The 22049-nt window shown below is 61.9% G+C and carries 19 protein-coding genes, 1 tRNA gene and 1 pseudogene; 19 read left to right on the top strand and 2 right to left on the bottom strand.

The features are described 5' to 3' along the window. From NKH70_RS33670 to NKH70_RS33600, 15 genes and pseudogenes are all read left to right on the top strand, one after another. On the top strand, positions 1-84 hold an 84-nt coding region (locus NKH70_RS33670), incomplete at its 5' end, for an EF-Tu C-terminal domain-related protein (protein WP_455749504.1). Positions 85-243: 159 nt separating this feature from the next. Next, positions 244-1929: a COG3904 family protein gene (locus NKH70_RS33665; protein ID WP_352722169.1), complete on the top strand. Its 1686-nt coding sequence runs from the start codon at positions 244-246 to the stop codon at positions 1927-1929. A 122-nt stretch (positions 1930-2051) separates the two neighbouring features. Further along, entirely contained in the window at positions 2052-2534 is a 483-nt protein-coding gene (locus NKH70_RS33660) for a group II truncated hemoglobin (RefSeq protein WP_352722171.1), read from the top strand. Between the two features lie 120 nt (positions 2535-2654). After that, positions 2655-3158: a hypothetical protein gene (locus tag NKH70_RS33655; RefSeq protein ID WP_353027311.1), complete on the top strand. Its 504-nt coding sequence runs from the start codon at positions 2655-2657 to the stop codon at positions 3156-3158. A 77-nt stretch (positions 3159-3235) separates the two neighbouring features. After that, positions 3236-3311, top strand: a tRNA-Trp gene (locus NKH70_RS33650). A gap of 363 nt (positions 3312-3674) precedes the next feature. Next, positions 3675-3878, top strand: a complete 204-nt coding sequence (gene secE / locus NKH70_RS33645) for a preprotein translocase subunit SecE (protein WP_023680439.1) — start codon at positions 3675-3677, stop codon at positions 3876-3878. Between the two features lie 27 nt (positions 3879-3905). Beyond that, entirely contained in the window at positions 3906-4433 is a 528-nt protein-coding gene (nusG, locus tag NKH70_RS33640) for a transcription termination/antitermination protein NusG (protein ID WP_006333333.1), read from the top strand. A 161-nt stretch (positions 4434-4594) separates the two neighbouring features. After that, positions 4595-5023 (top strand): 50S ribosomal protein L11, encoded by a 429-nt coding sequence (rplK, locus tag NKH70_RS33635; protein WP_023680440.1) that lies wholly within the window; start codon positions 4595-4597, stop codon positions 5021-5023. Between the two features lie 4 nt (positions 5024-5027). Next, positions 5028-5726, top strand: a complete 699-nt coding sequence (gene rplA, locus NKH70_RS33630; protein WP_023680441.1) for a 50S ribosomal protein L1 — start codon at positions 5028-5030, stop codon at positions 5724-5726. A 392-nt stretch (positions 5727-6118) separates the two neighbouring features. Then, complete coding sequence (gene rplJ / locus NKH70_RS33625; RefSeq protein WP_008875657.1) at positions 6119-6637, top strand: 50S ribosomal protein L10; 519 nt, start codon at positions 6119-6121, stop codon at positions 6635-6637. A gap of 54 nt (positions 6638-6691) precedes the next feature. After that, a pseudogene (gene rplL / locus NKH70_RS33620) lies at positions 6692-7063 on the top strand (50S ribosomal protein L7/L12); the annotation flags it as partial. Between the two features lie 289 nt (positions 7064-7352). Continuing rightward, entirely contained in the window at positions 7353-11489 is a 4137-nt protein-coding gene (rpoB, locus tag NKH70_RS33615; RefSeq protein WP_292662592.1) for a DNA-directed RNA polymerase subunit beta, read from the top strand. A gap of 139 nt (positions 11490-11628) precedes the next feature. Then, on the top strand, positions 11629-15825 hold the full coding sequence (gene rpoC, locus NKH70_RS33610; protein WP_353027310.1) for a DNA-directed RNA polymerase subunit beta': 4197 nt from the start codon (positions 11629-11631) through the stop codon (positions 15823-15825). A gap of 87 nt (positions 15826-15912) precedes the next feature. Next, the gene (locus tag NKH70_RS33605) at positions 15913-16578 is read left to right on the top strand and encodes an O-methyltransferase (RefSeq protein WP_352722008.1); all 666 of its coding nucleotides are present in this window, start codon (positions 15913-15915) and stop codon (positions 16576-16578) included. A gap of 38 nt (positions 16579-16616) precedes the next feature. Beyond that, positions 16617-16988 (top strand): hypothetical protein, encoded by a 372-nt coding sequence (locus tag NKH70_RS33600; RefSeq protein ID WP_352722009.1) that lies wholly within the window; start codon positions 16617-16619, stop codon positions 16986-16988. A 36-nt stretch (positions 16989-17024) separates the two neighbouring features. Here the strand turns inward: NKH70_RS33600 and NKH70_RS33595 are convergent, their stop codons facing one another. Beyond that, positions 17025-17954, bottom strand: coding sequence for a Gfo/Idh/MocA family protein (locus tag NKH70_RS33595; protein WP_352722010.1), 930 nt, complete (start codon positions 17952-17954; stop codon positions 17025-17027). 124 nt (positions 17955-18078) lie between these two features. Further along, positions 18079-18360, bottom strand: coding sequence for a transcriptional regulator (locus tag NKH70_RS33590; RefSeq protein WP_353027312.1), 282 nt, complete (start codon positions 18358-18360; stop codon positions 18079-18081). 461 nt (positions 18361-18821) lie between these two features. Here NKH70_RS33590 and rpsL point away from each other — a divergent pair, with 461 nt between their 5' ends. The 4 genes from rpsL to NKH70_RS33570 all read left to right on the top strand — a co-directional run. After that, entirely contained in the window at positions 18822-19193 is a 372-nt protein-coding gene (rpsL, locus tag NKH70_RS33585) for a 30S ribosomal protein S12 (protein ID WP_006333356.1), read from the top strand. Positions 19194-19278: 85 nt separating this feature from the next. Continuing rightward, positions 19279-19749, top strand: a complete 471-nt coding sequence (gene rpsG / locus NKH70_RS33580; protein WP_008875664.1) for a 30S ribosomal protein S7 — start codon at positions 19279-19281, stop codon at positions 19747-19749. Between the two features lie 30 nt (positions 19750-19779). Next, a complete protein-coding gene (fusA, locus tag NKH70_RS33575; protein WP_254817148.1) occupies positions 19780-21870 on the top strand; it encodes an elongation factor G in 2091 nt (696 codons plus the stop codon). 67 nt (positions 21871-21937) lie between these two features. After that, a partial coding sequence (locus NKH70_RS33570) for a GTP-binding protein (protein ID WP_156465080.1) occupies positions 21938-22049 on the top strand: 112 nt, incomplete at its 3' end.

The following is a 22049-nucleotide window of genomic DNA, read 5'->3' as shown; positions in this document are numbered from 1 at the left end:
GCCATGGAAGAGAAGCTGCGCTTCGCCATCCGTGAAGGCGGCCGCACCGTCGGTGCCGGCATCGTCGTCACCATCAAAGAGTAATCGCCGGCGCTGCCGGTTGAGATCGGATGCAAAGGGGCGGTCTTCGGGCCGCCCTTTTCGATTCTGATATTCTGGCAATGGATTAACCGCATTGCTTCAAATCCTGTTGCAAGCGCCTCAGCCATAACTAGTATAGGTTGCATCGAGGGGGCTGCCCGAATGGTTCCATGGCGCCGTTTGCATAGTCAGGCATGGTGGTCGCTAGGGCTGATCTGCCTGGTGTCGTTGCTTGTCATGGGCCACGCTGCCTTCGCAGCGAATGCAAAGAAATCCACGTCGGAAAAATCCACGCCGGATCTCGGCCCGACGATGCGGTTCGTCGTCGTCCGCAGCAGCGCGCCGGGCTGCGAGCCGACCTGCCCGGAATGGATATCGGCGGAAGGCTCGATAGAAGCCGGCACGCCGGCCCTGTTCAAACGCACGCTGAAGGCGCTTGGCGGCCGAAAGCTGCCGATCGTCGTCGATTCCCCCGGCGGCAATGTCGAAGCGGCGCTGACACTTGGTCGCCTGATCCGCAAGAACAAGCTCGATATCGCCGTCGGCAAAACCCGCTTCGTCGGCTGTCTGCCAGATGTGAAGAACTGCAAGGAGAACGACGGCAAGGGCGCCCGTTATTTCGGCAATGCCTATGCCAACGGCGCCATCTGCAATTCCGCCTGTCCATTGATGTTTTCCGGTGGCATCCGGCGCGTGGTCGGGGAACGGGCCTTTCTCGGCGTCCATCAGATCACCACGACCTATATCCGGACGAAATTGCTGTACCGCACCACCTACCGCATGGTGAAAGGCAAGAAGAAGATACTCAGCACCAGGGTCGTCAGCCGGAAGAACGCCGGCAGCTACAAGACCTACGAGATGAATAAGCCGCTGGAGCGGAAGCTGGCGGCCTATCTGAAGGAGATGGGCGTCGGCCTGGGCGTGCTCGAGACCATGAAAAGCACGCCGGCCAGCAGCATCCAGCAACTGGTTCCCTACGACATGCTGCAAATGAATCTCGTCACCAGCCTGGATGCCGTCGACTTGCTGATCGCGCCAACGCTATGCAGATCCGATCCGTTGCCGTCGAGTTGCAGGGAAGTGCCGGCGCCGGCGAATATTGCGAAGCCGGCCGGCCAAGTGGTGGCGAGCGCCGAGCCTGCACCTTTAGGGCTCGAAACCCCGCCGGCGAAGGAGGTCGCTGACATGCGCTTCGTCCTCGTCCGCGGCAGCAACCCGCTGTGCAATCCCAACTGCCCGGAATGGATCTCGGCCGAAGGCGCAATTACCGCTGACACGCCCGAAAAATTGCGCCAACTGCTTGATAGCGTCGGCGACCGGCGCCTGCCCATCGTCATCAACTCGCCGGGTGGCGACGTGCTCGGTGCTTTGGCGGCCGGAAGGCTGATCCGCGAACGCAAGCTCGACGTCGCCGTGGCGCGGACGGATTTCATTGGCTGCGAGCCGCGGCAGGCCGACTGCACGGCCGAAGACGGCGTCTACAACGGGCTCACGGTCGATGCCGGCGGCGGTTGCGGCTCGGCCTGTCCGATCATGCTCGCCGGCGGTGTCAAACGCCTGGTCGGCCCGCGTGCGCAATTGAGCGTGCATTCGGTAGGGCAGGAGCAAAAGGTCAAGGCCTATCTCGAGGACATGGCCATCGGCCCCGGTCTGTTTACCGCAATTCAGCTGTATTCAGTCGAACGGCAGCTCGAACTCGACAGGATGCTGAAATACGGGCTGACAACCGGGCATCAATCGGCAGACGAATTGACAGGCCCCGGCATCTGCAGATCGGAGCCACGGCCGGAGAACTGCCGCGAAGCCTCGGGCGCCAAGGCTCAGGCCAGCACGCCCGTGAAATCATAGGCCGGTAAAATCGTAAGACAGGCATGATAGCCGCGGCCGACTGGCCATCGAGGCAGGTTGAGTGGCGCTCGATATTTCCGCTATCGTCCAGCGCGGTTGAAGACCAGCGGGAGGGATCGCGAATGAGCCAGGATGTCCCAACATTGTTCGAATGGGCCGGCGGCACCGAAGCGCTGAACCGTCTGACCCAGACCTTCTACGACAACGTCTCCCGGGACCCCATCGTCGGGCCGGTGTTCAAACATATGTCGCCGGATCATCCCGCTCACGTCGCGGCCTTCATCGGCGAAGTTTTTGGTGGACCGAAAACCTACAGCGAAAAGCACGGCGGCCATCGCGAGATGGTGATGCATCATCTCGGCAAGCATCTGACCGAGGAGCAGCGCCAGCGCTGGATCAATCTTCTCGCCGACGCCGCCGACGAGATCGGGTTGCCTGACGATCCTGAATTCCGCTCGGCCTTCATGGCCTATGTCGAATGGGGATCGCGGCTGGCCAAGATGAACTCCAACAAGGGCCCGACCTGCGACCCCGAGACGGAACCAATGCCGGCCTGGGGTTGGGGGGTGCCGGGCGGCCCCTACAAGCCGCCTTCGGGAAACTGACCGGGCGCGAATCGGTCGAAAACCCAGGAAAACGGGTGGCTATGCAGGCTTCGGTCCTCCAGGCTACGGCTTGAGGCCGTCGTCGACTGGCAGCGCCGCCTTGAAAACCGGAGGTTTGCGATGGGATCGGAAAGCAAAGAAAATTCTGACGGCAACCGCGGAACCCGAAACCCGTTCGGCGTCATGGATGTCCCCACTCCCAACGACGAGGAGGTGTCGGCGTTCGCCGCCGGCGTGAAACTGGAGGGAACTGCAAGCGATGAAAATGCCGCAGCCTGGGGCACCGAAAGCGACAGCGACCGCAACGACACCATCGAAGGCAGCTGGTCCAGCCGATGGAACGGCGGTGCCGACCCCACGATTCCAGGCGATAGCAAGGATAAATGGAAGTCTGGCCGGGGCGAGGTGAAGGCGGCGGGAGAGAGAGTTTACCTGCTGTTCGATTGGCATGGTGGCGTGCGCAAGGGGCTCATCGATGCGCGGCGCGAGGGTGCTAAAGGGTTGGTGGGAAAATATATCAATCTGACCGACCCACGAATAACGCGTCCCTGGGTCGGCTTGATCGTCAGCAATCGACGGATCGACGGGAAATGGCCGGGAGGACGCCTGGACTTTCGAAGATGAAGGCCGGGCAGCGCACGTCGCTCTTTACAGAGCGCGCGGAAGCTTTTAGGAAGCGCCTGCTGCGCCGACATGCGCATACGGGCATAGCTCAGTTGGTAGAGCGGCGGTCTCCAAAACCGCAGGTCGTAGGTTCGAGCCCTGCTGCCCGTGCCATTCTTTGAATGGATGCCTAAAACGATTTTTTTGCAGTGCAGCCTTTGAAAATCGGCTTGTGACTTGCCATATAGCATAAGTCGCGGCATAAGGGCCGCATAGCCGGGACGGGACGACTGGATGGTTCCGAGGCGGCGTTTGGCCATAAAGCGGACACTTGCCACTTGCGTGGATCAAGAATCGGTTTTATGTAGACGAAACAGACACGCGACGCGTGGAGCTGGGAAGCCGGCTTTACGCGTCTGATTTGCATGGGCGAAATGATTGCGCTGATTCGGCGCGAACGCACGCTCAAGCGGCACGTCCCGGCCAGCGGGATCATCCAGGAGACCCGGCCAACGGGTCTTGCAGACAGAGCGGCATATGGCTTCGAAAACCACAAATCCCTTCACCTTTCTCCAGCAGGTTCGCGCGGAGACCGCCAAGGTCACTTGGCCGTCGCGGCGCGAAACGATGATCTCGACGGTGATGGTCCTTGTGTTCGCGGTCATCGCGATGATCTTTTTCTTTACCGCAGACGTGGCCATGGGCTTTGCGGTCGAAAAAATCCTCGGCCTCGGACAGTAAGTCCGGCGATTACGGAGAAGTCTTGAAATGACCGCGCGGTGGTACATCGTCCACGCCTACTCGAACTTTGAAAAGAAGGTCGCCGAGGACATCGAGAACAAGGCCAAGCAGAAGGGCCTGTCCGCCGACATCGAGCAGATCGTGGTGCCGACCGAGAAGGTCGTCGAGATCCGCCGCGGCCGCAAGGTCGATGCCGAGCGCAAGTTCTTTCCGGGCTATGTGCTGCTGAAGGCCAATCTGACCGACGCCGTGTTCTCGCTCGTCAAGAACACGCCGAAGGTCACCGGTTTCCTGGGCGACTCCAAGCCGGTGCCGATCACCGAAGCCGAGGCCCAGCGTATCCTGAACCAGGTTCAGGAAGGCGTCGAGCGGCCGAAGCCGTCGGTGACGTTCGAGATCGGCGAAGCGATCCGCGTTTCGGATGGACCATTCGCGTCCTTCAACGGTTTCGTCCAGGAAGTGGACGAGGAGCGGGCGCGGCTCAAGGTGGAAGTTTCGATCTTCGGGCGCGCTGTGCCAGTCGATCTGGAATTCGGACAGGTCGAGAAGGGCTGATCCGAAATCCCTGCACCGGTTTCGGCGGCAGGGAAGGCGGCGCGGAGATCGCGCGGCCAAAAAATGGGTGGGAGGCGAATGCGGCTTTAGCCGGCCGCGCGGACCGCACCACCAGACTGCAACCGCCGGCAAGACCGGCATGAGAAAAGGCAGGAAGAGAGATGGCTAAGAAGATTGCAGGCCAGCTCAAGCTCCAGGTTTCCGCGGGATCGGCCACGCCGTCGCCCCCGATCGGCCCGGCGCTTGGTCAGCGTGGCATCAACATCATGGAGTTCTGCAAGGCGTTCAACGCGCAGACCCAGGAAATGGAAAAGGGCTCGCCGGTTCCGGTCGTCATCACCTACTACCAGGACAAGTCGTTCACCTTCGTCATGAAGACGCCGCCGGTGAGCTACTTCCTGAAGAAGGCCGCGAACCTGAAGTCGGGCTCGAAGGAGCCGGGCAAGGTCAAGGCCGGCACGATCGGCCGCGACAAGGTGCGCGCCATCGCCGAGCAGAAGATGAAGGATCTGAACGCAAACGACGTCGAGGCGGCCATGCGCATGGTCGAGGGCTCCGCCCGCTCGATGGGTCTGGAAGTGGTGGGCTGAGATCATGGCAAAGATTGCAAAGCGTGTATCGAAGACCCGCGAAGGCATCGATCCCAACAAGGCTTACGCTTTGGGTGAGGCGCTGAAGCTGCTCAAGGATCGCTCCTCGGTGAAGTTCGACGAGACGATCGAAGTCGCGATGAACCTGGGCGTCGACCCCCGCCATGCCGACCAGATGGTCCGCGGCGTGGTCAACCTGCCGAACGGCACCGGCCGCAGCGTTCGCGTCGCCGTCTTCGCGCGTGGTGACAAGGCCGAGGAGGCCAAGGCCGCCGGCGCCGACATCGTCGGAGCCGAGGATCTGGTCGACATCGTCCAGAAGGGCACGATCGACTTCGACCGCTGCATCGCCACGCCGGACATGATGCCGCTGGTCGGCCGTCTCGGCAAGGTGCTCGGTCCGCGCGGCATGATGCCGAACCCGAAGGTCGGCACCGTCACCACCGACGTTACCGCCGCCGTCAAGGCATCGAAGGGCGGCGCCGTCGAGTTCCGCGTCGAGAAGGCCGGCATCGTTCATGCCGGCGTTGGCAAGGTCTCGTTCGACGTCAAGGCTCTGGAAGAAAACGTCCGCGCCTTCGCTGATGCGGTGACCAGGGCAAAGCCGGCTGGTGCCAAGGGCAACTACGTCAAGAAGGTGTCGGTCACCTCGACGATGGGCCCGGGCCTCAAGCTCGACGTCTCGACGCTCGCAGCGTCCTGATACGAACAATTGGATCGGCCGCTAAAACGCTGATCCGTGAAAGAATTCCGGGCCTCCGACATGTCGGCGGCCCGGTGCCGGAAGTCGAAAGGCTTCCGGACATCCTGTCCGAGATTGCAGGCGGCCCCCAAGCCTTAGGTGATGTGGGCCTTAATTCATGTGGGCCTGCATGAGACGGGTGAAGACCGGACAAAGGAGCCACAAGCTCCAATGAAAGGTTCGAACCGTGTTTGCCTTTTGTCTGCGCACCGTCCGGCTTGCCGGCAGGTGTGGCGAAAGGGGGCAGGATCCTCGAGCGTCGTTCGGGAGATCCGTTACTGGATGGCCCGGCCGGCAAAAGGCAACCCGACGCCTGTCCTTCGTAGAGGGCAGGGGTCAACTGGAGATAGGCAGTGGACAGAGCGGAAAAACGCGAACTCGTCACGGGCCTGAATGATGCGTTTTCAAGCGCTGGTTCAGTCGTCGTGGCCCACTACGCCGGTATCACCGTCGCGCAAATGAACGACCTTCGGTCGAAAATGCGCGCCGCCGGTGGCACCGTCAAAGTCGCGAAGAACCGTCTCGCCAAAATCGCTCTTCAGGGCACGGACTCCGCATCGATCATCGAGCTGTTCAAGGGACAGACGCTGATCGCCTATTCGGAGGATCCGATTGCGGCGCCGAAGGTCGCGTCCGATTTCGCCAAGGGAAATGACAAGCTCGTCATTCTCGGCGGCGCAATGGGCACCACCTCGCTCAATGCCGACGGTGTGAAGGCACTCGCCACACTTCCGTCGCTCGATGAGCTGCGCGCCAGACTGGTTGGCATGATCGCCACGCCGGCAACCCGGATCGCCCAGATCGTCAATGCGCCTGCGGCTTCGGTCGCGCGCGTCATCGGCGCTTACGCCCGGAAGGACGAGGCGGCATGAGGCCGTTCCTCGCTATCACAAACACACGTTCGAACCTTATGAAGGAACATTGCAATGGCTGATCTGGCAAAGATCGTAGACGACCTTTCGAAGCTGACCGTCCTCGAGGCGGCCGAGCTGTCGAAACTTCTTGAAGAAAAGTGGGGCGTTTCCGCCGCTGCTCCGGTGGCGGTTGCCGCTGCCGGCGGTGCTGCGGCTGCTGCGGCTCCGGTCGAGGAAAAGACGGAATTCGACGTCGTCCTCACCGAGGCAGGCGCTCAGAAGATCAACGTCATCAAGGAAGTTCGCGCCATCACCGGTCTTGGCCTCAAGGAAGCCAAGGACCTGGTCGAGGCGGCTCCGAAGCCGGTCAAGGAAGCCGTTTCCAAGGCCGACGCGGACAAGTTCAAGGCCCAGCTGGAAGCAGCCGGCGCCAAGGTTGAACTGAATTACGCGTTGAGTCCCGGCGGACGGCGGCGCGCCGTCCGCCACTCCTTTCGCGTCGAAGGGAGGCTGCGTAACGCGAAGAGTGCGAAAACCTCTTTCCTGAGGGCCGCAAACCGGCCTTCAGGAAACGGGTTTTCTCCCGTTTCTGGCCCACCGCCAATTGGCGGCGGGTGAAGAGACAAGAAGCCGCCGACAGGCGGCGGGCAACAAGACAGGGCCACCAAGGTGGCCCGAGATGCAAGGCGAGCCGCGGCGAGGTTCGTCCCGAGAATTGAGCTAAGGAGCGACGATGGCCCAGACCCAGACTTTCAATGGCCGCAGACGCGTACGCAAGTTTTTCGGAAAGATCCCGGAAGTTGCGGAGATGCCGAACCTGATCGAGGTTCAGAAGGCATCCTATGACCAGTTCCTGATGGTGGAGGAGCCCAAGGGTGGGCGTCCTGACGAGGGGCTGCAGGCAGTTTTCAAGTCGGTCTTCCCGATTTCAGATTTTTCCGGCTCCTCGATGCTGGAATTCGTGAAATATGAGTTCGAGGGACCGAAATTCGACGTTGACGAATGCCGTCAGCGCGACCTGACCTATGCGGCGCCGCTCAAGGTGACGCTGCGCCTCATCGTGTTCGATATCGACGAGGATACCGGCGCGAAGTCGATCAAGGACATCAAGGAGCAGGACGTCTACATGGGCGACATGCCGCTCATGACGTTGAACGGCACCTTCATCGTCAACGGCACCGAGCGCGTCATCGTCTCGCAGATGCACCGTTCGCCAGGCGTCTTCTTCGACCATGACAAGGGCAAGTCGCACTCGTCCGGCAAGCTTCTGTTTGCCGCGCGGGTCATTCCCTATCGCGGTTCGTGGCTCGACATCGAGTTCGATAGCAAGGACGTCGTGCATGCCCGCATCGATCGCCGCCGCAAGATTCCGGTGACGTCGCTGCTGATGGCGCTCGGCATGGACGGCGAAGAGATCCTGTCGACCTTCTACAACAAGATCATCTACAAGCGCGCCGGCGACCACTGGCGCATCCCGTTCAACGTCGAGCGTTTCCGCGGCCTCAAGGCCGTTGGTGACCTGGTCGATGCCGACACCGGCGAAGTCGTCGTCGAGGCCGGCAAGAAGATCACCGCCCGCCAGGCCAGGGCGCTTGGCGAGAAGGGTCTCAAGGCGATCAAGGCGACCGACGAGGATCTGCTCGGCAACTATCTTGCCGAGGATATCGTCAACTACGCGACCGGCGAGATCTTCCTCGAAGCCGGCGACGAGATCGACGAAAAGACGCTGAAAGTGCTGCTCGGCACCGGCGAGGACGAGATCAAGGTCCTCGACATCGACCACGTCAATGTCGGCGCGTATATCCGCAACACGCTCAACGTCGACAAGAACGAGAGCCGCCAGGACGCATTGTTCGATATCTACCGCGTGATGCGCCCCGGCGAGCCGCCGACGCTCGAAACCGCCGAAGCCATGTTCAACTCGCTGTTCTTCGACAGCGAGCGCTATGATCTGTCGGCCGTCGGCCGCGTCAAGATGAACATGCGCCTCGAGCTCAAGGCCGAGGATACCGTGCGTGTGCTGCGCAAGGACGACATCCTGGCCGTGGTCAAGACGCTGGTCGAACTGCGCGACGGCAAGGGCGAAATCGACGATATCGACAATCTCGGCAATCGCCGCGTGCGCTCGGTTGGCGAGCTGATGGAGAACCAATACCGCGTCGGCCTGCTGCGTATGGAGCGCGCGATCAAGGAACGCATGTCCTCGATCGAGATCGACACGGTGATGCCGCAGGACCTGATCAACGCCAAGCCGGCAGCCGCCGCCGTGCGCGAGTTCTTCGGTTCCTCGCAGCTGTCGCAGTTCATGGATCAGACCAACCCGTTGTCGGAGATCACCCACAAGCGCCGTCTTTCGGCGCTTGGACCGGGCGGTCTGACCCGCGAGCGTGCCGGTTTCGAAGTGCGCGACGTGCACCCGACGCATTACGGCCGCATCTGCCCGATCGAGACGCCGGAAGGCCCGAATATCGGCCTGATCAACTCGCTTGCGACCTTCGCGCGCGTCAACAAATACGGCTTCATCGAGAGCCCGTACCGCAAGATCGTCAACGGCAAGCTGACCAATGAGGTCGTTTACCTCTCGGCAATGGAAGAGGCCAAGCACCACGTCGCGCAGGCCAATGCCGAGCTCGACAAGAATGGTCATTTCGTCGACGAATTCGTCATTTGCCGTAACGCCGGCGAAGTGATGATGGCGCCGCGCGAAAACGTCGATCTGATGGACGTGTCGCCGAAGCAGATGGTGTCGGTGGCCGCGGCCCTGATCCCGTTCCTCGAGAACGACGACGCCAACCGTGCGCTGATGGGCTCGAACATGCAGCGTCAGGCCGTGCCGCTGGTGCGCGCCGAAGCGCCGTTCGTCGGCACCGGCATGGAGCCGATCGTCGCCCGTGACTCGGGCGCCGCCATCGGCGCCCGCCGCGGCGGCATCGTCGACCAGGTGGACGCGACGCGTATCGTCATCCGCGCCACGGAAGATCTCGATCCCGGCAAGTCCGGCGTCGACATCTACCGGCTGATGAAGTTCCAGCGTTCGAACCAGAACACCTGCATCAACCAGCGTCCGCTGGTGCGCATGGGCGACCGGGTCAACAAGGGCGACATCATTGCCGACGGCCCGTCGACCGAGCTCGGCGATCTGGCCCTCGGCCGCAACGTGCTGGTCGCGTTCATGCCGTGGAACGGCTACAACTACGAGGATTCCATCCTCTTGTCCGAGCGCATCGTCGCCGACGACGTCTTCACCTCGATCCACATCGAGGAGTTCGAAGTCATGGCCCGCGACACCAAGCTCGGCCCGGAGGAGATCACGCGCGACATCCCGAACGTCTCGGAAGAAGCGCTGAAGAACCTCGATGAGGCCGGCATCGTCTACATCGGTGCGGAAGTGCAGCCGGGCGACATCCTGGTCGGCAAGATCACGCCGAAGGGCGAAAGCCCGATGACGCCGGAAGAAAAGCTGCTGCGCGCCATCTTCGGTGAAAAGGCCTCGGACGTGCGCGACACCTCGATGCGCATGCCTCCGGGAACCTTCGGCACCGTCGTCGAAGTGCGTGTCTTCAACCGCCACGGCGTCGAGAAGGACGAGCGCGCCATGGCGATCGAGCGTGAGGAGATCGAACGCCTCGCCAAGGACCGCGACGACGAGCAGGCGATCCTGGACCGCAACGTCTATTCGCGTCTTTCCGACGTTCTCGTCGGCAAGGAAGCGATTGCCGGGCCGAAGGGCTTCAAGAAGGGCTCGAAGCTGTCGAAGGACACGCTCGACGAGTATCCGCGTTCGCAGTGGTGGCAGTTTGCCGTGGAGAACGAAAAGCTCCAGAGCGAACTGGAAGCCCTGCGTGGCCAGTACGACGATTCCAAGAAGGCGCTCGAGCAGCGCTTCATGGACAAGGTCGAGAAGGTGCAGCGCGGCGACGAAATGCCTCCGGGCGTCATGAAGATGGTCAAGGTCTTCGTGGCCGTGAAGCGCAAGATGCAGCCCGGCGACAAGATGGCCGGCCGGCACGGCAACAAGGGTGTCGTGTCGCGGATCGTTCCGGTCGAGGACATGCCTTTCCTCGAGGACGGCACGCATGCCGATATCGTGCTCAACCCGCTGGGTGTGCCGTCGCGCATGAATGTCGGCCAGATCCTGGAAACGCATCTGGGCTGGGCCTGCGCCGGAATGGGCAGGAAGATCGGCGATCTGATCGACGCGTACAAGACGGCGGGCGACATCAAGCCGCTGCGCAAGACGCTCGAGAGCTTCATGCCGGCCAACGACCGCAACGAGCCGGTCCGCGAATACGACGACGAGAGCATCGTTCGCCTCAGCGAGCAGATGCGCCGCGGCGTCTCAATCGCGACACCGGTGTTCGACGGCGCGCACGAGGCCGACATCAACATCATGCTGGAGCAGGCGGGCCTGCATACCAGCGGTCAGTCGCAGCTCTATGACGGACGCACCGGCGAACCGTTCGATCGCAAAGTGACGATGGGCTACATATATATGCTCAAGCTTCACCACCTTGTGGACGACAAGATCCACGCGCGTTCGATCGGTCCGTACTCGCTCGTTACCCAGCAGCCGCTGGGCGGCAAGGCGCAGTTCGGTGGCCAGCGCTTCGGCGAGATGGAGGTCTGGGCGCTCGAAGCGTACGGCGCCGCCTACACGCTGCAGGAGATGCTGACGGTGAAGTCGGACGACGTCGCCGGCCGCACCAAGGTCTACGAGGCGATCGTCAGAGGCGACGACACCTTCGAGGCCGGCATCCCCGAGAGCTTCAACGTTCTCGTCAAGGAAATGCGGTCTCTCGGCCTCAATGTCGAGCTGGAGAACACCAAGCTCGACGACAACCCGATCCGGCTGCCCGACGCGGCCGAATAAGCAAGACGCTCGGTCGCGGGAGAGGGCTCTCGCGACCGGGGCGCACCCAAATTCTTCGGCCGATGGCCGATCAAGTCGGCGGGCGTTTGGCCCGCGCTAGATGCAAGGGGTTTTCGAGGACCCCGAAAAGGAGAACGGCATGAACCAAGAGGTCATGAATCTCTTCAACCCCCAGGCGCCCGCGCAGGTGTTCGATTCCATCCGGATCTCGCTTGCCAGCCCTGAGAAGATTCTGTCCTGGTCGTTCGGCGAGATCAAGAAGCCGGAGACCATCAACTACCGCACCTTCAAGCCGGAGCGTGACGGCCTGTTCTGCGCGCGCATTTTTGGTCCGATCAAGGACTATGAGTGCCTGTGCGGCAAGTACAAGCGCATGAAGTACAAGGGCGTCATCTGCGAGAAGTGCGGCGTCGAAGTCACGCTGTCGCGCGTCCGCCGCGAGCGCATGGGCCATATCGAGCTGGCAGCACCGGTCGCCCACATCTGGTTCCTGAAGTCGCTGCCGTCGCGCATCGGCACGCTGCTCGACATGACGCTGAAGGACATCGAGCGGGTTCTCTACTTCGAGAACTACATCGTCACCGAACCCGGCCTCACCGCGCTGAAGGAGCACCAGCTGCTCAGCGAGGAAGAGTACATGATGGCCGTCGACGAGTATGGCGAGGATTCGTTCACCGCCATGATCGGCGCCGAGGCGATCCACGACCTTCTGGCCGGCATGGACCTCGAGAAGATCGCCGGCGATTTGCGTTCGGAGCTGGCTTCGACCACCTCCGAGCTCAAGCAGAAGAAGTACCTGAAGCGGCTCAAGGTCGTCGAGAACTTCATGGAATCCGGCAACCGTCCGGAATGGATGATCATGAAGGTGGTTCCGGTGATCCCGCCGGACCTGCGTCCGCTTGTCCCGCTGGACGGCGGCCGTTTCGCCACGTCGGATCTGAACGACCTCTATCGCCGCGTCATCAACCGTAACAACCGCTTGAAGCGGCTGATCGAGCTGCGCGCGCCCGGCATCATCGTGCGTAATGAAAAGCGCATGCTGCAGGAAGCCGTCGATGCGCTGTTCGACAACGGCCGTCGCGGCCGCGTCATCACCGGCGCCAACAAGCGTCCGCTGAAGTCGCTGTCCGACATGCTGAAGGGCAAGCAGGGCCGGTTCCGTCAGAACCTGCTCGGCAAGCGCGTCGACTATTCCGGCCGCTCGGTCATCGTCACCGGTCCGGAGCTCAAGCTGCACCAGTGCGGCCTGCCGAAGAAGATGGCGCTCGAACTGTTCAAGCCCTTCATCTACGCCCGTCTCGACGCCAAGGGCTACTCCTCGACCGTCAAGCAGGCGAAGAAGCTGGTCGAGAAGGAGCGTCCGGAGGTCTGGGATATCCTCGACGAGGTCATCCGCGAGCATCCGGTGCTTTTGAACCGCGCACCGACGCTGCACCGCCTCGGTATCCAGGCGTTCGAGCCGATCCTGATCGAAGGCAAGGCGATCCAGCTTCACCCGCTGGTCTGCACGGCCTTCAACGCCGACTTCGACGGCGACCAGATGGCGGTCCACGTGCCGCTGTCGCTGGAAGCGCAGCTCGAAGCCCGCGTGCTGATGATGTCGACCAACAACATCCTGCACCCGGCTTCCGGCGCGCCGATCATCGTGCCGTCGCAGGACATGGTTCTCGGTCTCTACTATCTCTCGATCGTCAACCAGAACGAGCCGGGCGAGGGCATGGTGTTTGCCGACATGGGCGAGCTCCAGCACGCGCTGGAGACCAAGGCGGTGACGCTGCACGCCAAGATCAAGGGACGCTTCCGCACGGTCGACGCCGACGGCAAGGTCGTGTCGAAGATCTACGACACCACGCCTGGCCGCATGATTATTGGCGAGCTTCTGCCGAAGAACCACAACGTGCCCTACGAGACCGCCAACCAGGAGATGACCAAGAAGAACATCTCCAAGATGATTGACACCGTCTACCGCCATTGCGGTCAGAAGGAGACGGTCATTTTCTGCGATCGCATCATGGCTCTCGGCTTCAGCCACGCCTGCCGTGCCGGCATTTCGTTCGGCAAGGACGACATGCTGATCCCGGACGCCAAGATCAAGCTGGTGTCCGACACCGAGGCTTTGGCCAAGGAGTACGAGCAGCAGTACAATGACGGCCTGATCACGCAGGGCGAGAAGTACAACAAGGTCGTCGACGCCTGGGCTAAGTGCTCGGAAAAGGTCGCCGACGAAATGATGGCCCGCATCAAGGCGGTCGAGTTCGAGGACAACGGCCGTCAGAAGCCGATGAACTCGATCTACATGATGTCGCACTCCGGTGCGCGCGGCTCGCCCACCCAGATGCGCCAGCTCGCCGGCATGCGCGGCCTGATGGCCAAGCCTAGCGGTGAAATCATCGAGACGCCGATCATCTCGAACTTCAAGGAAGGCCTCACCGTGCTCGAGTACTTCAACTCGACCCACGGCGCCCGCAAGGGTCTGGCCGACACCGCCTTGAAGACGGCGAACTCGGGTTACCTGACGCGTCGTCTCGTCGACGTGGCGCAGGACTGCATCGTCAACTCACTCGACTGCGGCACCGACAAGGGCCTCACCATGCAGCCGATCGTCGATGCCGGTCAGGTCGTCGCCTCGGTTGGCCAGCGCGTTCTCGGCCGCACCTCGCTCGACGACATCACCCACCCGGTCACCGGCGAGGTTCTGGTCAAGGCCGGAACGCTGATGGACGAGCGTGACGTGGAACAGATCGAAAAGGCCGGCGTGCAGTCGGTCCGCATCCGTTCGGCGCTGACCTGCGAGGTCAGGGTCGGCGTCTGCGCGGTCTGCTACGGACGCGATCTGGCCCGCGGCACGCCCGTCAACCAGGGCGAGGCTGTCGGCGTCATCGCGGCGCAGTCGATCGGCGAGCCGGGCACCCAGCTCACCATGCGTACCTTCCACATGGGCGGCACGGCGCAGGTGGTGGATTCCTCGTTCCTTGAAGCCTCGTACGAGGGCAAGGTCGAGATCCGCAACCGCAACGTGGTGCGCAACTCCGACGGCCAGCTGATGGTCATGGGCCGCAACATGGCGGTGCTGATCCTCGACGAAGCCGGCAAGGAACGCGCCACGCACCGCGTCACCTACGGTTCGCGCATCTTCGTCGACGATGGCGACAAGGTGAAGCGCGGCCAGCGTATCGCCGAGTGGGATCCTTATACCCGCCCGATCCTCACCGAAATCGAGGGCAGGGTGGCATTCGAGGATCTGGTCGATGGCATTTCCGTTCAGGAAACCGCCGACGAATCGACCGGCATCACCAAGCGCGAGGTCATCGACTGGCGTTCGACGCCACGCGGCAACGACCTCAAGCCGGCGATCGTCGTCCAGGATGCCAAGGGCAAGGTCGGCAAGCTGTCGAAGGGCGGCGACGCCCGCTTCCTGCTCTCGGTCGAGGCCATTCTTTCGGTCGAGCCGGGCGCACAGGTTCGCCCCGGCGACGTGCTGGCGCGTATTCCGATGGAAAGCGCCAAGACCAAGGACATCACCGGCGGTCTGCCGCGTGTGGCCGAACTGTTCGAGGCACGCCGTCCGAAGGATCACGCTATCATCGCCGAGATCGATGGCACGATCCGCTTCGGCCGCGACTACAAGAACAAGCGCCGTATCATCATCGAGCCGCATGACTCGACGCTTGAGCCGGTCGAATACCTGATCCCGAAGGGCAAGCCGTTCCATCTCCAGGACGGCGACGTCATCGAGAAGGGCGACTATATCCTCGACGGCAATCCGGCGCCGCACGACATCCTGGCGATCAAGGGCGTGGAGGCGCTTGCCTCCTACCTCGTCAACGAAATCCAGGAGGTCTACCGCCTGCAGGGCGTGTCGATCAACGACAAGCACATCGAGGTGATCGTTCGCCAGATGCTGCAGAAGGTCGAGATCACCACGCAGGGCGATTCGACCTACATTCCGGGCGACCACGTCGACGTGATCGAGCTGGAAGAGGTCAATGAGCGCCTGGTCGAGGAAGGCAAGAAGCCGGCCGAAGGCCAGCCGGTGCTGCTTGGCATCACCAAAGCCTCGCTGCAGACGCCGTCCTTCATCTCGGCCGCCTCCTTCCAGGAGACGACGAGGGTGCTGACCGAAGCTGCGGTTGCCGGCAAGACCGACATGCTGCAGGGGCTGAAGGAAAACGTCATCGTCGGCCGGCTGATCCCGGCCGGTACCGGCGGTACGATGAGCCAGATCCGGCGCATCGCCACCTCGCGCGACGAGTTGATCATCGACGAGCGCCGCAAGGCGTCCGGCGTCGAGGTCGCCGAGCCGATGCTGACCGACATGGCTTCCGCCGCACAGTAAGCGCGCAAGAAAGATGAAGATAGAAAAGGGGCCCAAGTGGCCCCTTTTCGCATTTTGGCTCTCCCAATCGGATCGGAGAAGAAAACGATGAGCAGGAAGACCTGGGCTTCTGTCGACGACTATATTGTCGAGGCTCTTTTCGAGGCGGATGCTGCCCTCGATGCCGTTCTGGCGGCCAACCATGATCAGGGCCTGCCGCCGATCGACGTTTCGCCGGCACAGGGCAAGCTGCTGTCACTTCTTGCGCGAATGCAGGGAGCGAAGAAGGTACTCGAAATCGGCACGTTGGGCGGCTACTCGACAATCTGGATGGCGCGAGCGTTGCCCGTGGACGGCAAGGTCGTGACGCTCGAGCTTGATCCGCACCACGCCAGCGTCGCGCGGTCGAATTTTGAACGTGCAGGGGTGTCGGACCGGGTGGAACTGCGGGTCGGACCGGCGCTTCAATCGCTTGAGGCGTTAGGCGCCGAGAATGCCGGGCCGTTCGACTTCATCTTCATCGACGCCGACAAGCCGAACAACCCGCACTATCTGTCCTGGGCGATGCGTCTTTCGAGGCCGGGGACCGTCATCGTCTGCGACAATGTCATCCGTGACGGCGCGGTGGTGAATGAAGATGGCCGCGACGCCAATGTCGAAGGGGCACGCGCGGCGTTCTCGTTCATCGGCAGCGACAAGCGTCTGGAAGGCACCGCGATCCAGACTGTTGGCGCCAAGGGCTATGACGGCTTTGCAATAGCGATCGTCGACTGAAGCTGCTACCGGCGGCGGGCTTTTGAAGGAATGGTCAATTGAACGAGGCAACCATCTGGGAATTGATCAACGCTGGCCGAGATCGCATGAGCTTTGGGCAGCGAAGACTTTGGGAGCTGATCAAGATCGATCCAGAAGAATGGCTGCATCACTCTCCTGCTGGGAGTGATCATCGCATCTGGGTCGTAGGTTTGATCGGCCGGAGCGTGATTTCGTACAATGACATTGAAGGCGGGTTCGACCGTTCAAATTTCATGCGATATGGAGAAATCACCGAGCTTGGCTGGGGGCAGGCCGATCTCGAGGTGGTGGTTCAAGATGTCATGAGCGAACTTGAACAAGGACACCGGACGGCTCCCGTTGCTTCTGCGCCTCGTCCGGGAGAATTCCCGGACCGCAAGCCAAGATGATCCGGAACTTTCAAGGTCGCCCTACCGGCGTCAGTGTCAATCGAAAAACGCATCGACCATATTGCGCTTGCCCAACATGAAGGCATCGGCGACGTGCTGCAGTGGCGCGAGGTCGACGTCGGAGGTGCCGGCGCGCACGATCTCGGCGAATCGCTTGTAGAGCATCGGGTACTCTGCTTCCGGCTCCTCGTGAACGACGCGGCCATCGACAGCCAGCTTTGAGCCGCCGCCAGAAAGTACCATCGATCCGGCCTCGGTATCGGCCAGAATGTCCCAGCTTTGCGGGCCGGTCTGGCGCCAGTCGAGTTCCATCGTCACCGGCAGACCGTTCAAAGTGCGGAAGGCGATATGGGCGGCGATCGGGGCTGCGCGGTTTTCGGGGAAATCGAGCACTGCCGAACTGATGAACATCGGCGGCAGGATGTGGGTGGCGATCGACAGCGCGTTGATGCCGGGATCGAACACGCCAAAGCCGCCGGGAGCCCAGATCCATTCCTGATTCGGATGCCAGCGGCGCACGTCTTCCTTCCAGTTGATGGCGACCGACCTGATCGTGGTCGAGCCGAGGAATGTACGCGCAGCTTCGACAGCCGGCGCATAGCGTGAATGCCAGCTGGCGAACAGGCAGACGCCGTTCGCTGCCGCCAGCGCCTTCAGGTCTTCGACCTCGCTGACCGTGGCGCCGGGCGGCTTTTCCAGGAAGACATGCTTTTTCGCCACCAGCGCCGTGCGTGCGGCGTCATAGCGAAACTGCGGCGGCATGCACAGCGACACCGCCTCGAGCTCCGGCATCGCGTCGAGCATCGCTTCGATCGTCGGAAAATTCGGGATGTCTTCGACTTTGCCGTGGCGGCTCGCTGCGGCGACCAGGCGATAATCCTGGTCCTTCGCCAAGGCCGGCAGGTGCTGGTCGCGGACGATCTTCCCCACACCGACGATGCCGAGCTTGATGGGATTAGAGGACATGGGAGCTCCGCAGGTTGAGTGTGCTTGGTTTTGCCAGAGGTCGCTTCTTAGCAGAGAACTTGTGCCGGGCAAGTCGCCGGGCTTTTGTCGCCGGCTCGTGAGATCGACCGCGATTCAGATCTCTTCAGATAGGCACATCGAACGTTACGATCGACACTTCGCCCTCGAGCGCGCCCTGATATGCGGACAGATGCGGCTCCTCGTCGGGCACGCCGTCCAGGTCGCCGATCTGATCGAGCTCGGCCTCGGCATAACCTTCCGCGGCAAGCGATTCGAGAGCGCGGCGCACCGCCGAATCGTCGTCCGGCGCGACCAGCATCACATGCACGCCTTCCGGCTTGCCGCCTTTGCGCTTCCACACCCGGCCGGCAATAATGGTGACTGGGCGCTCCTCATTGTCATTCACGGGTTCGTACCTCCGGGCGAGGGGGTTTTGGCTATTCATGCCGCCTTTTCGCACGAAGTACGGCCCGGAAACAGCCGCAAGCCGGTCACATTCTGCCTTCCTCTTGAAAAACGCCGCAAGAAAATTACATGCGTTTTTCGCATGGCTGCCAAGCCTCGGGTTCAGCGCAATATTTGCCGCTCCGGGGTTGACGGACGGTGACCATACGAGTAGAAGCCGCCCAGTCAGAACCGATGTGAGGCTCTTGCTTCCGAAGCGACACGCTTTGGAGTTTGCCTCAAACAGGGTTCGTTTTACGAGCGAAAAGACATTTCCGGCGTGCATGAAGCGGCTTCCGCTTCCTCTGCCATTTGTTCGGGCAAGACCGCGAGGCGCGGTTTGTGGCCCGAATTGCGTATGGAAATGACGCTTTGAGCGGCCCTGACCGGGCAAGACACGGAATTGAGAGACAAGAGGGTTTAATGCCTACCGTCAACCAGCTGATCCGCAAGCCGCGCATTGCGCCGGTGAAGCGCAACAAGGTCCCGGCCATGCAGCAGAACCCGCAGAAGCGGGGCGTCTGCACGCGCGTCTACACCACGACGCCGAAGAAGCCGAACTCGGCGCTGCGCAAGGTGGCCAAGATCCGCCTGACCAATGGTTTTGAAGTGATCGGTTACATCCCCGGCGAAGGCCACAACCTTCAGGAGCACTCGGTGGTGATGATCCGCGGCGGTCGCGTCAAGGATCTTCCGGGCGTCCGTTACCACATCATCCGCGGCGTGCTCGACACGCAAGGCGTGAAGAACCGCAAGCAGCGCCGTTCGAAATACGGCGCCAAGCGTCCGAAGTGACCGAAGCGTAGCCGAGGTCGTTCCGGGCGGCGTCAAGCGACGATCCGGGATCCAGGCCACCGCGTAGAATTGAGGCAGAGAAAAAATGTCCCGTCGTCACAGTGCAGAAAAGCGTGAGATCAATCCGGACCCGAAGTTCGGCGATCTGATCGTCACCAAGTTCATGAACGCCGTCATGTATGACGGCAAGAAGTCGGTTGCCGAGACCATCGTCTACGGCGCGCTCGACCAGGTCCAGTCCAAGACCAAGCAGGAGCCGGTCACCGTCTTCCATCAGGCGCTCGACAATGTAGCGCCGCATGTGGAAGTGCGTTCGCGCCGCGTCGGCGGCGCCACCTACCAGGTTCCGGTCGACGTGCGCCCCGAGCGCCGTCAGGCATTGGCCATCCGCTGGCTGATAGCCGCCGCCCGCAACCGCAACGAGACCACCATGGTCGACCGCCTCTCCGGCGAGCTGATGGACGCGGCCAACAACCGCGGCACCGCCGTCAAGAAGCGTGAAGACACCCACAAGATGGCAGAAGCCAACCGCGCTTTCGCGCACTACCGCTGGTAAAGCGCGAACGAGACTGAAGAGGCACCTCCCATGGCCCGCGAATATAAAATCGAAGACTACCGCAATTTCGGTATCATGGCGCATATCGACGCCGGCAAGACGACGACCACCGAGCGCGTCCTCTATTACACGGGCAAGTCGCACAAGATCGGCGAAGTCCACGACGGCGCTGCGACCATGGATTGGATGGAGCAGGAGCAGGAGCGCGGCATCACCATCACGTCGGCCGCCACCACGACCTTCTGGAAGGGTCGCGACGGCAAGATGTATCGCTTCAACATCATCGACACCCCCGGCCACGTCGACTTCACCATCGAGGTCGAGCGTTCGCTGCGCGTGCTCGACGGCGCCATCGCGCTGCTCGATGCCAATGCCGGTGTCGAGCCGCAGACGGAGACCGTCTGGCGCCAGGCCGACAAGTATCGCGTGCCGCGCATGATCTTCTGCAACAAGATGGACAAGATCGGCGCCGACTTTTACCGCTCGGTCGAGATGATCGGTTCGCGCCTCGGTGCGCATGCCGTCGTCATGCAGCTGCCGATCGGCGCCGAGACCGAGTTCAAGGGTGTCGTCGACCTCGTCGAGATGAACGCGCTGGTCTGGCGCGACGAGACGCTGGGCGCAGCCTGGGACATCGTCGAGATCCCTGCCGACCTCAAGGCCCGTGCCGAAGAATACCGCGAGAAGATGATCGAGGCCGCCGTCGAAATGGACGAGACGGCGCTCGAGAATTACCTCGAAGGCAAGATGCCGAGCAACGACGAGATCCGTGCGCTCATCCGCAAGGGCACGATCGCGGTGAAGTTCTATCCGATGTTCTGCGGCTCGGCCTTCAAGAACAAGGGCGTGCAGCCGCTGCTCGACGCCGTCGTCGAATATCTGCCGTCGCCGGCCGATGTCCCGGCCATCAAGGGCGTCGACGCCAAGACCGACGCCGAGATCGAGCGTCATGCCGACGACAACGAGCCGCTGTCGATGCTTGCCTTCAAGATCATGAACGACCCGTTCGTCGGTTCGCTCACCTTTGCCCGCATCTATTCGGGCAAGCTCACCAAGGGCATCTCGGTCGACAACACCGTGAAGGGCAAGAAAGAGCGCATCGGCCGCATGTTGCAGATGCATGCTAATTCGCGCGCCGACGTCGAAGAGGCTTTTGCCGGCGACATCGTCGCCCTCGCTGGTCTCAAGGACACCACCACCGGCGACACGCTCAGTGATCCGCTGCATCCGGTCATCCTCGAGCGCATGGAATTCCCCGATCCGGTTATCCAGATCGCCATCGAGCCGAAGACCAAGAACGACCAGGAAAAGATGGGCCTCGCCCTTCACCGCCTGGCCGCCGAGGATCCGTCCTTCCGCGTCAAGACCGACGAGGAAAGCGGCCAGACGATCATCTCCGGCATGGGCGAACTTCACCTCGACATCATCGTCGACCGCATGCGCCGCGAGTTCAAGGTCGAGGCCAATGTCGGCGCGCCGCAGGTGGCCTATCGCGAGACGATCACCCGCAAGCACGAGCAGGATTACACGCACAAGAAGCAGACCGGCGGTACCGGCCAGTTCGCCCGCGTCAAGATCCTGTTCGAGCCGAATCCGGAAAGCAGCGAATTCGAGTTCGAAACCAAGATCGTCGGCGGCGCTGTGCCGAAGGAATACATCCCCGGCGTCGAAAAGGGCATCAACAGCGTCATGACCTCGGGCCCGTTCGCCGGCTTCCCGATGATCGGCGTCAAGGCGACGCTGATCGATGGCGCCTACCACGACGTGGACTCGTCGGTTCTGGCCTTCGAAATCGCCGGCCGCGCCTGCTTCCGTGAAGCAGCCCCCAAGCTTGGCGTGCAGTTGCTCGAGCCGATCATGAAGGTCGAAGTGGTGACGCCGGAAGATTACGTCGGCAGCGTTATCGGCGACCTGAACGGCCGTCGCGGCCAGATCCAGGGCCAGGAAGCCCGTGGCGTCGCGGTGGTGATCAACGCGATGGTGCCGCTCGCCAACATGTTCAAATACGTGGACAACCTTCGCTCGATGAGCCAGGGCCGCGCGGCCTACACGATGCAGTTCGACCATTACGAACCGGTCCCGACCGCGGTCGCCCAGGAAGTCCAGAAGAAATACGCGTAACTCGAAACGAGTTGCACCAGTAACTTAATTCAAGGCCCGCACGGGCTGGCAGGAATGGAGAGATCACATGGCAAAAGGTAAATTCGAGCGCACAAAGCCTCATGTGAACATTGGCACGATTGGTCACGTCGACCATGGCAAGACGTCGCTGACGGCGGCGATCACCAAGTATTTTGGCG

The organism is Mesorhizobium sp. M0991, from assembly GCF_040318915.1.
GTDB lineage: Bacteria > Pseudomonadota > Alphaproteobacteria > Rhizobiales > Rhizobiaceae > Mesorhizobium.
Note: the sequence above shows the minus strand (reverse complement) of the source record. Positions and strands in the feature narration are given on the sequence as shown.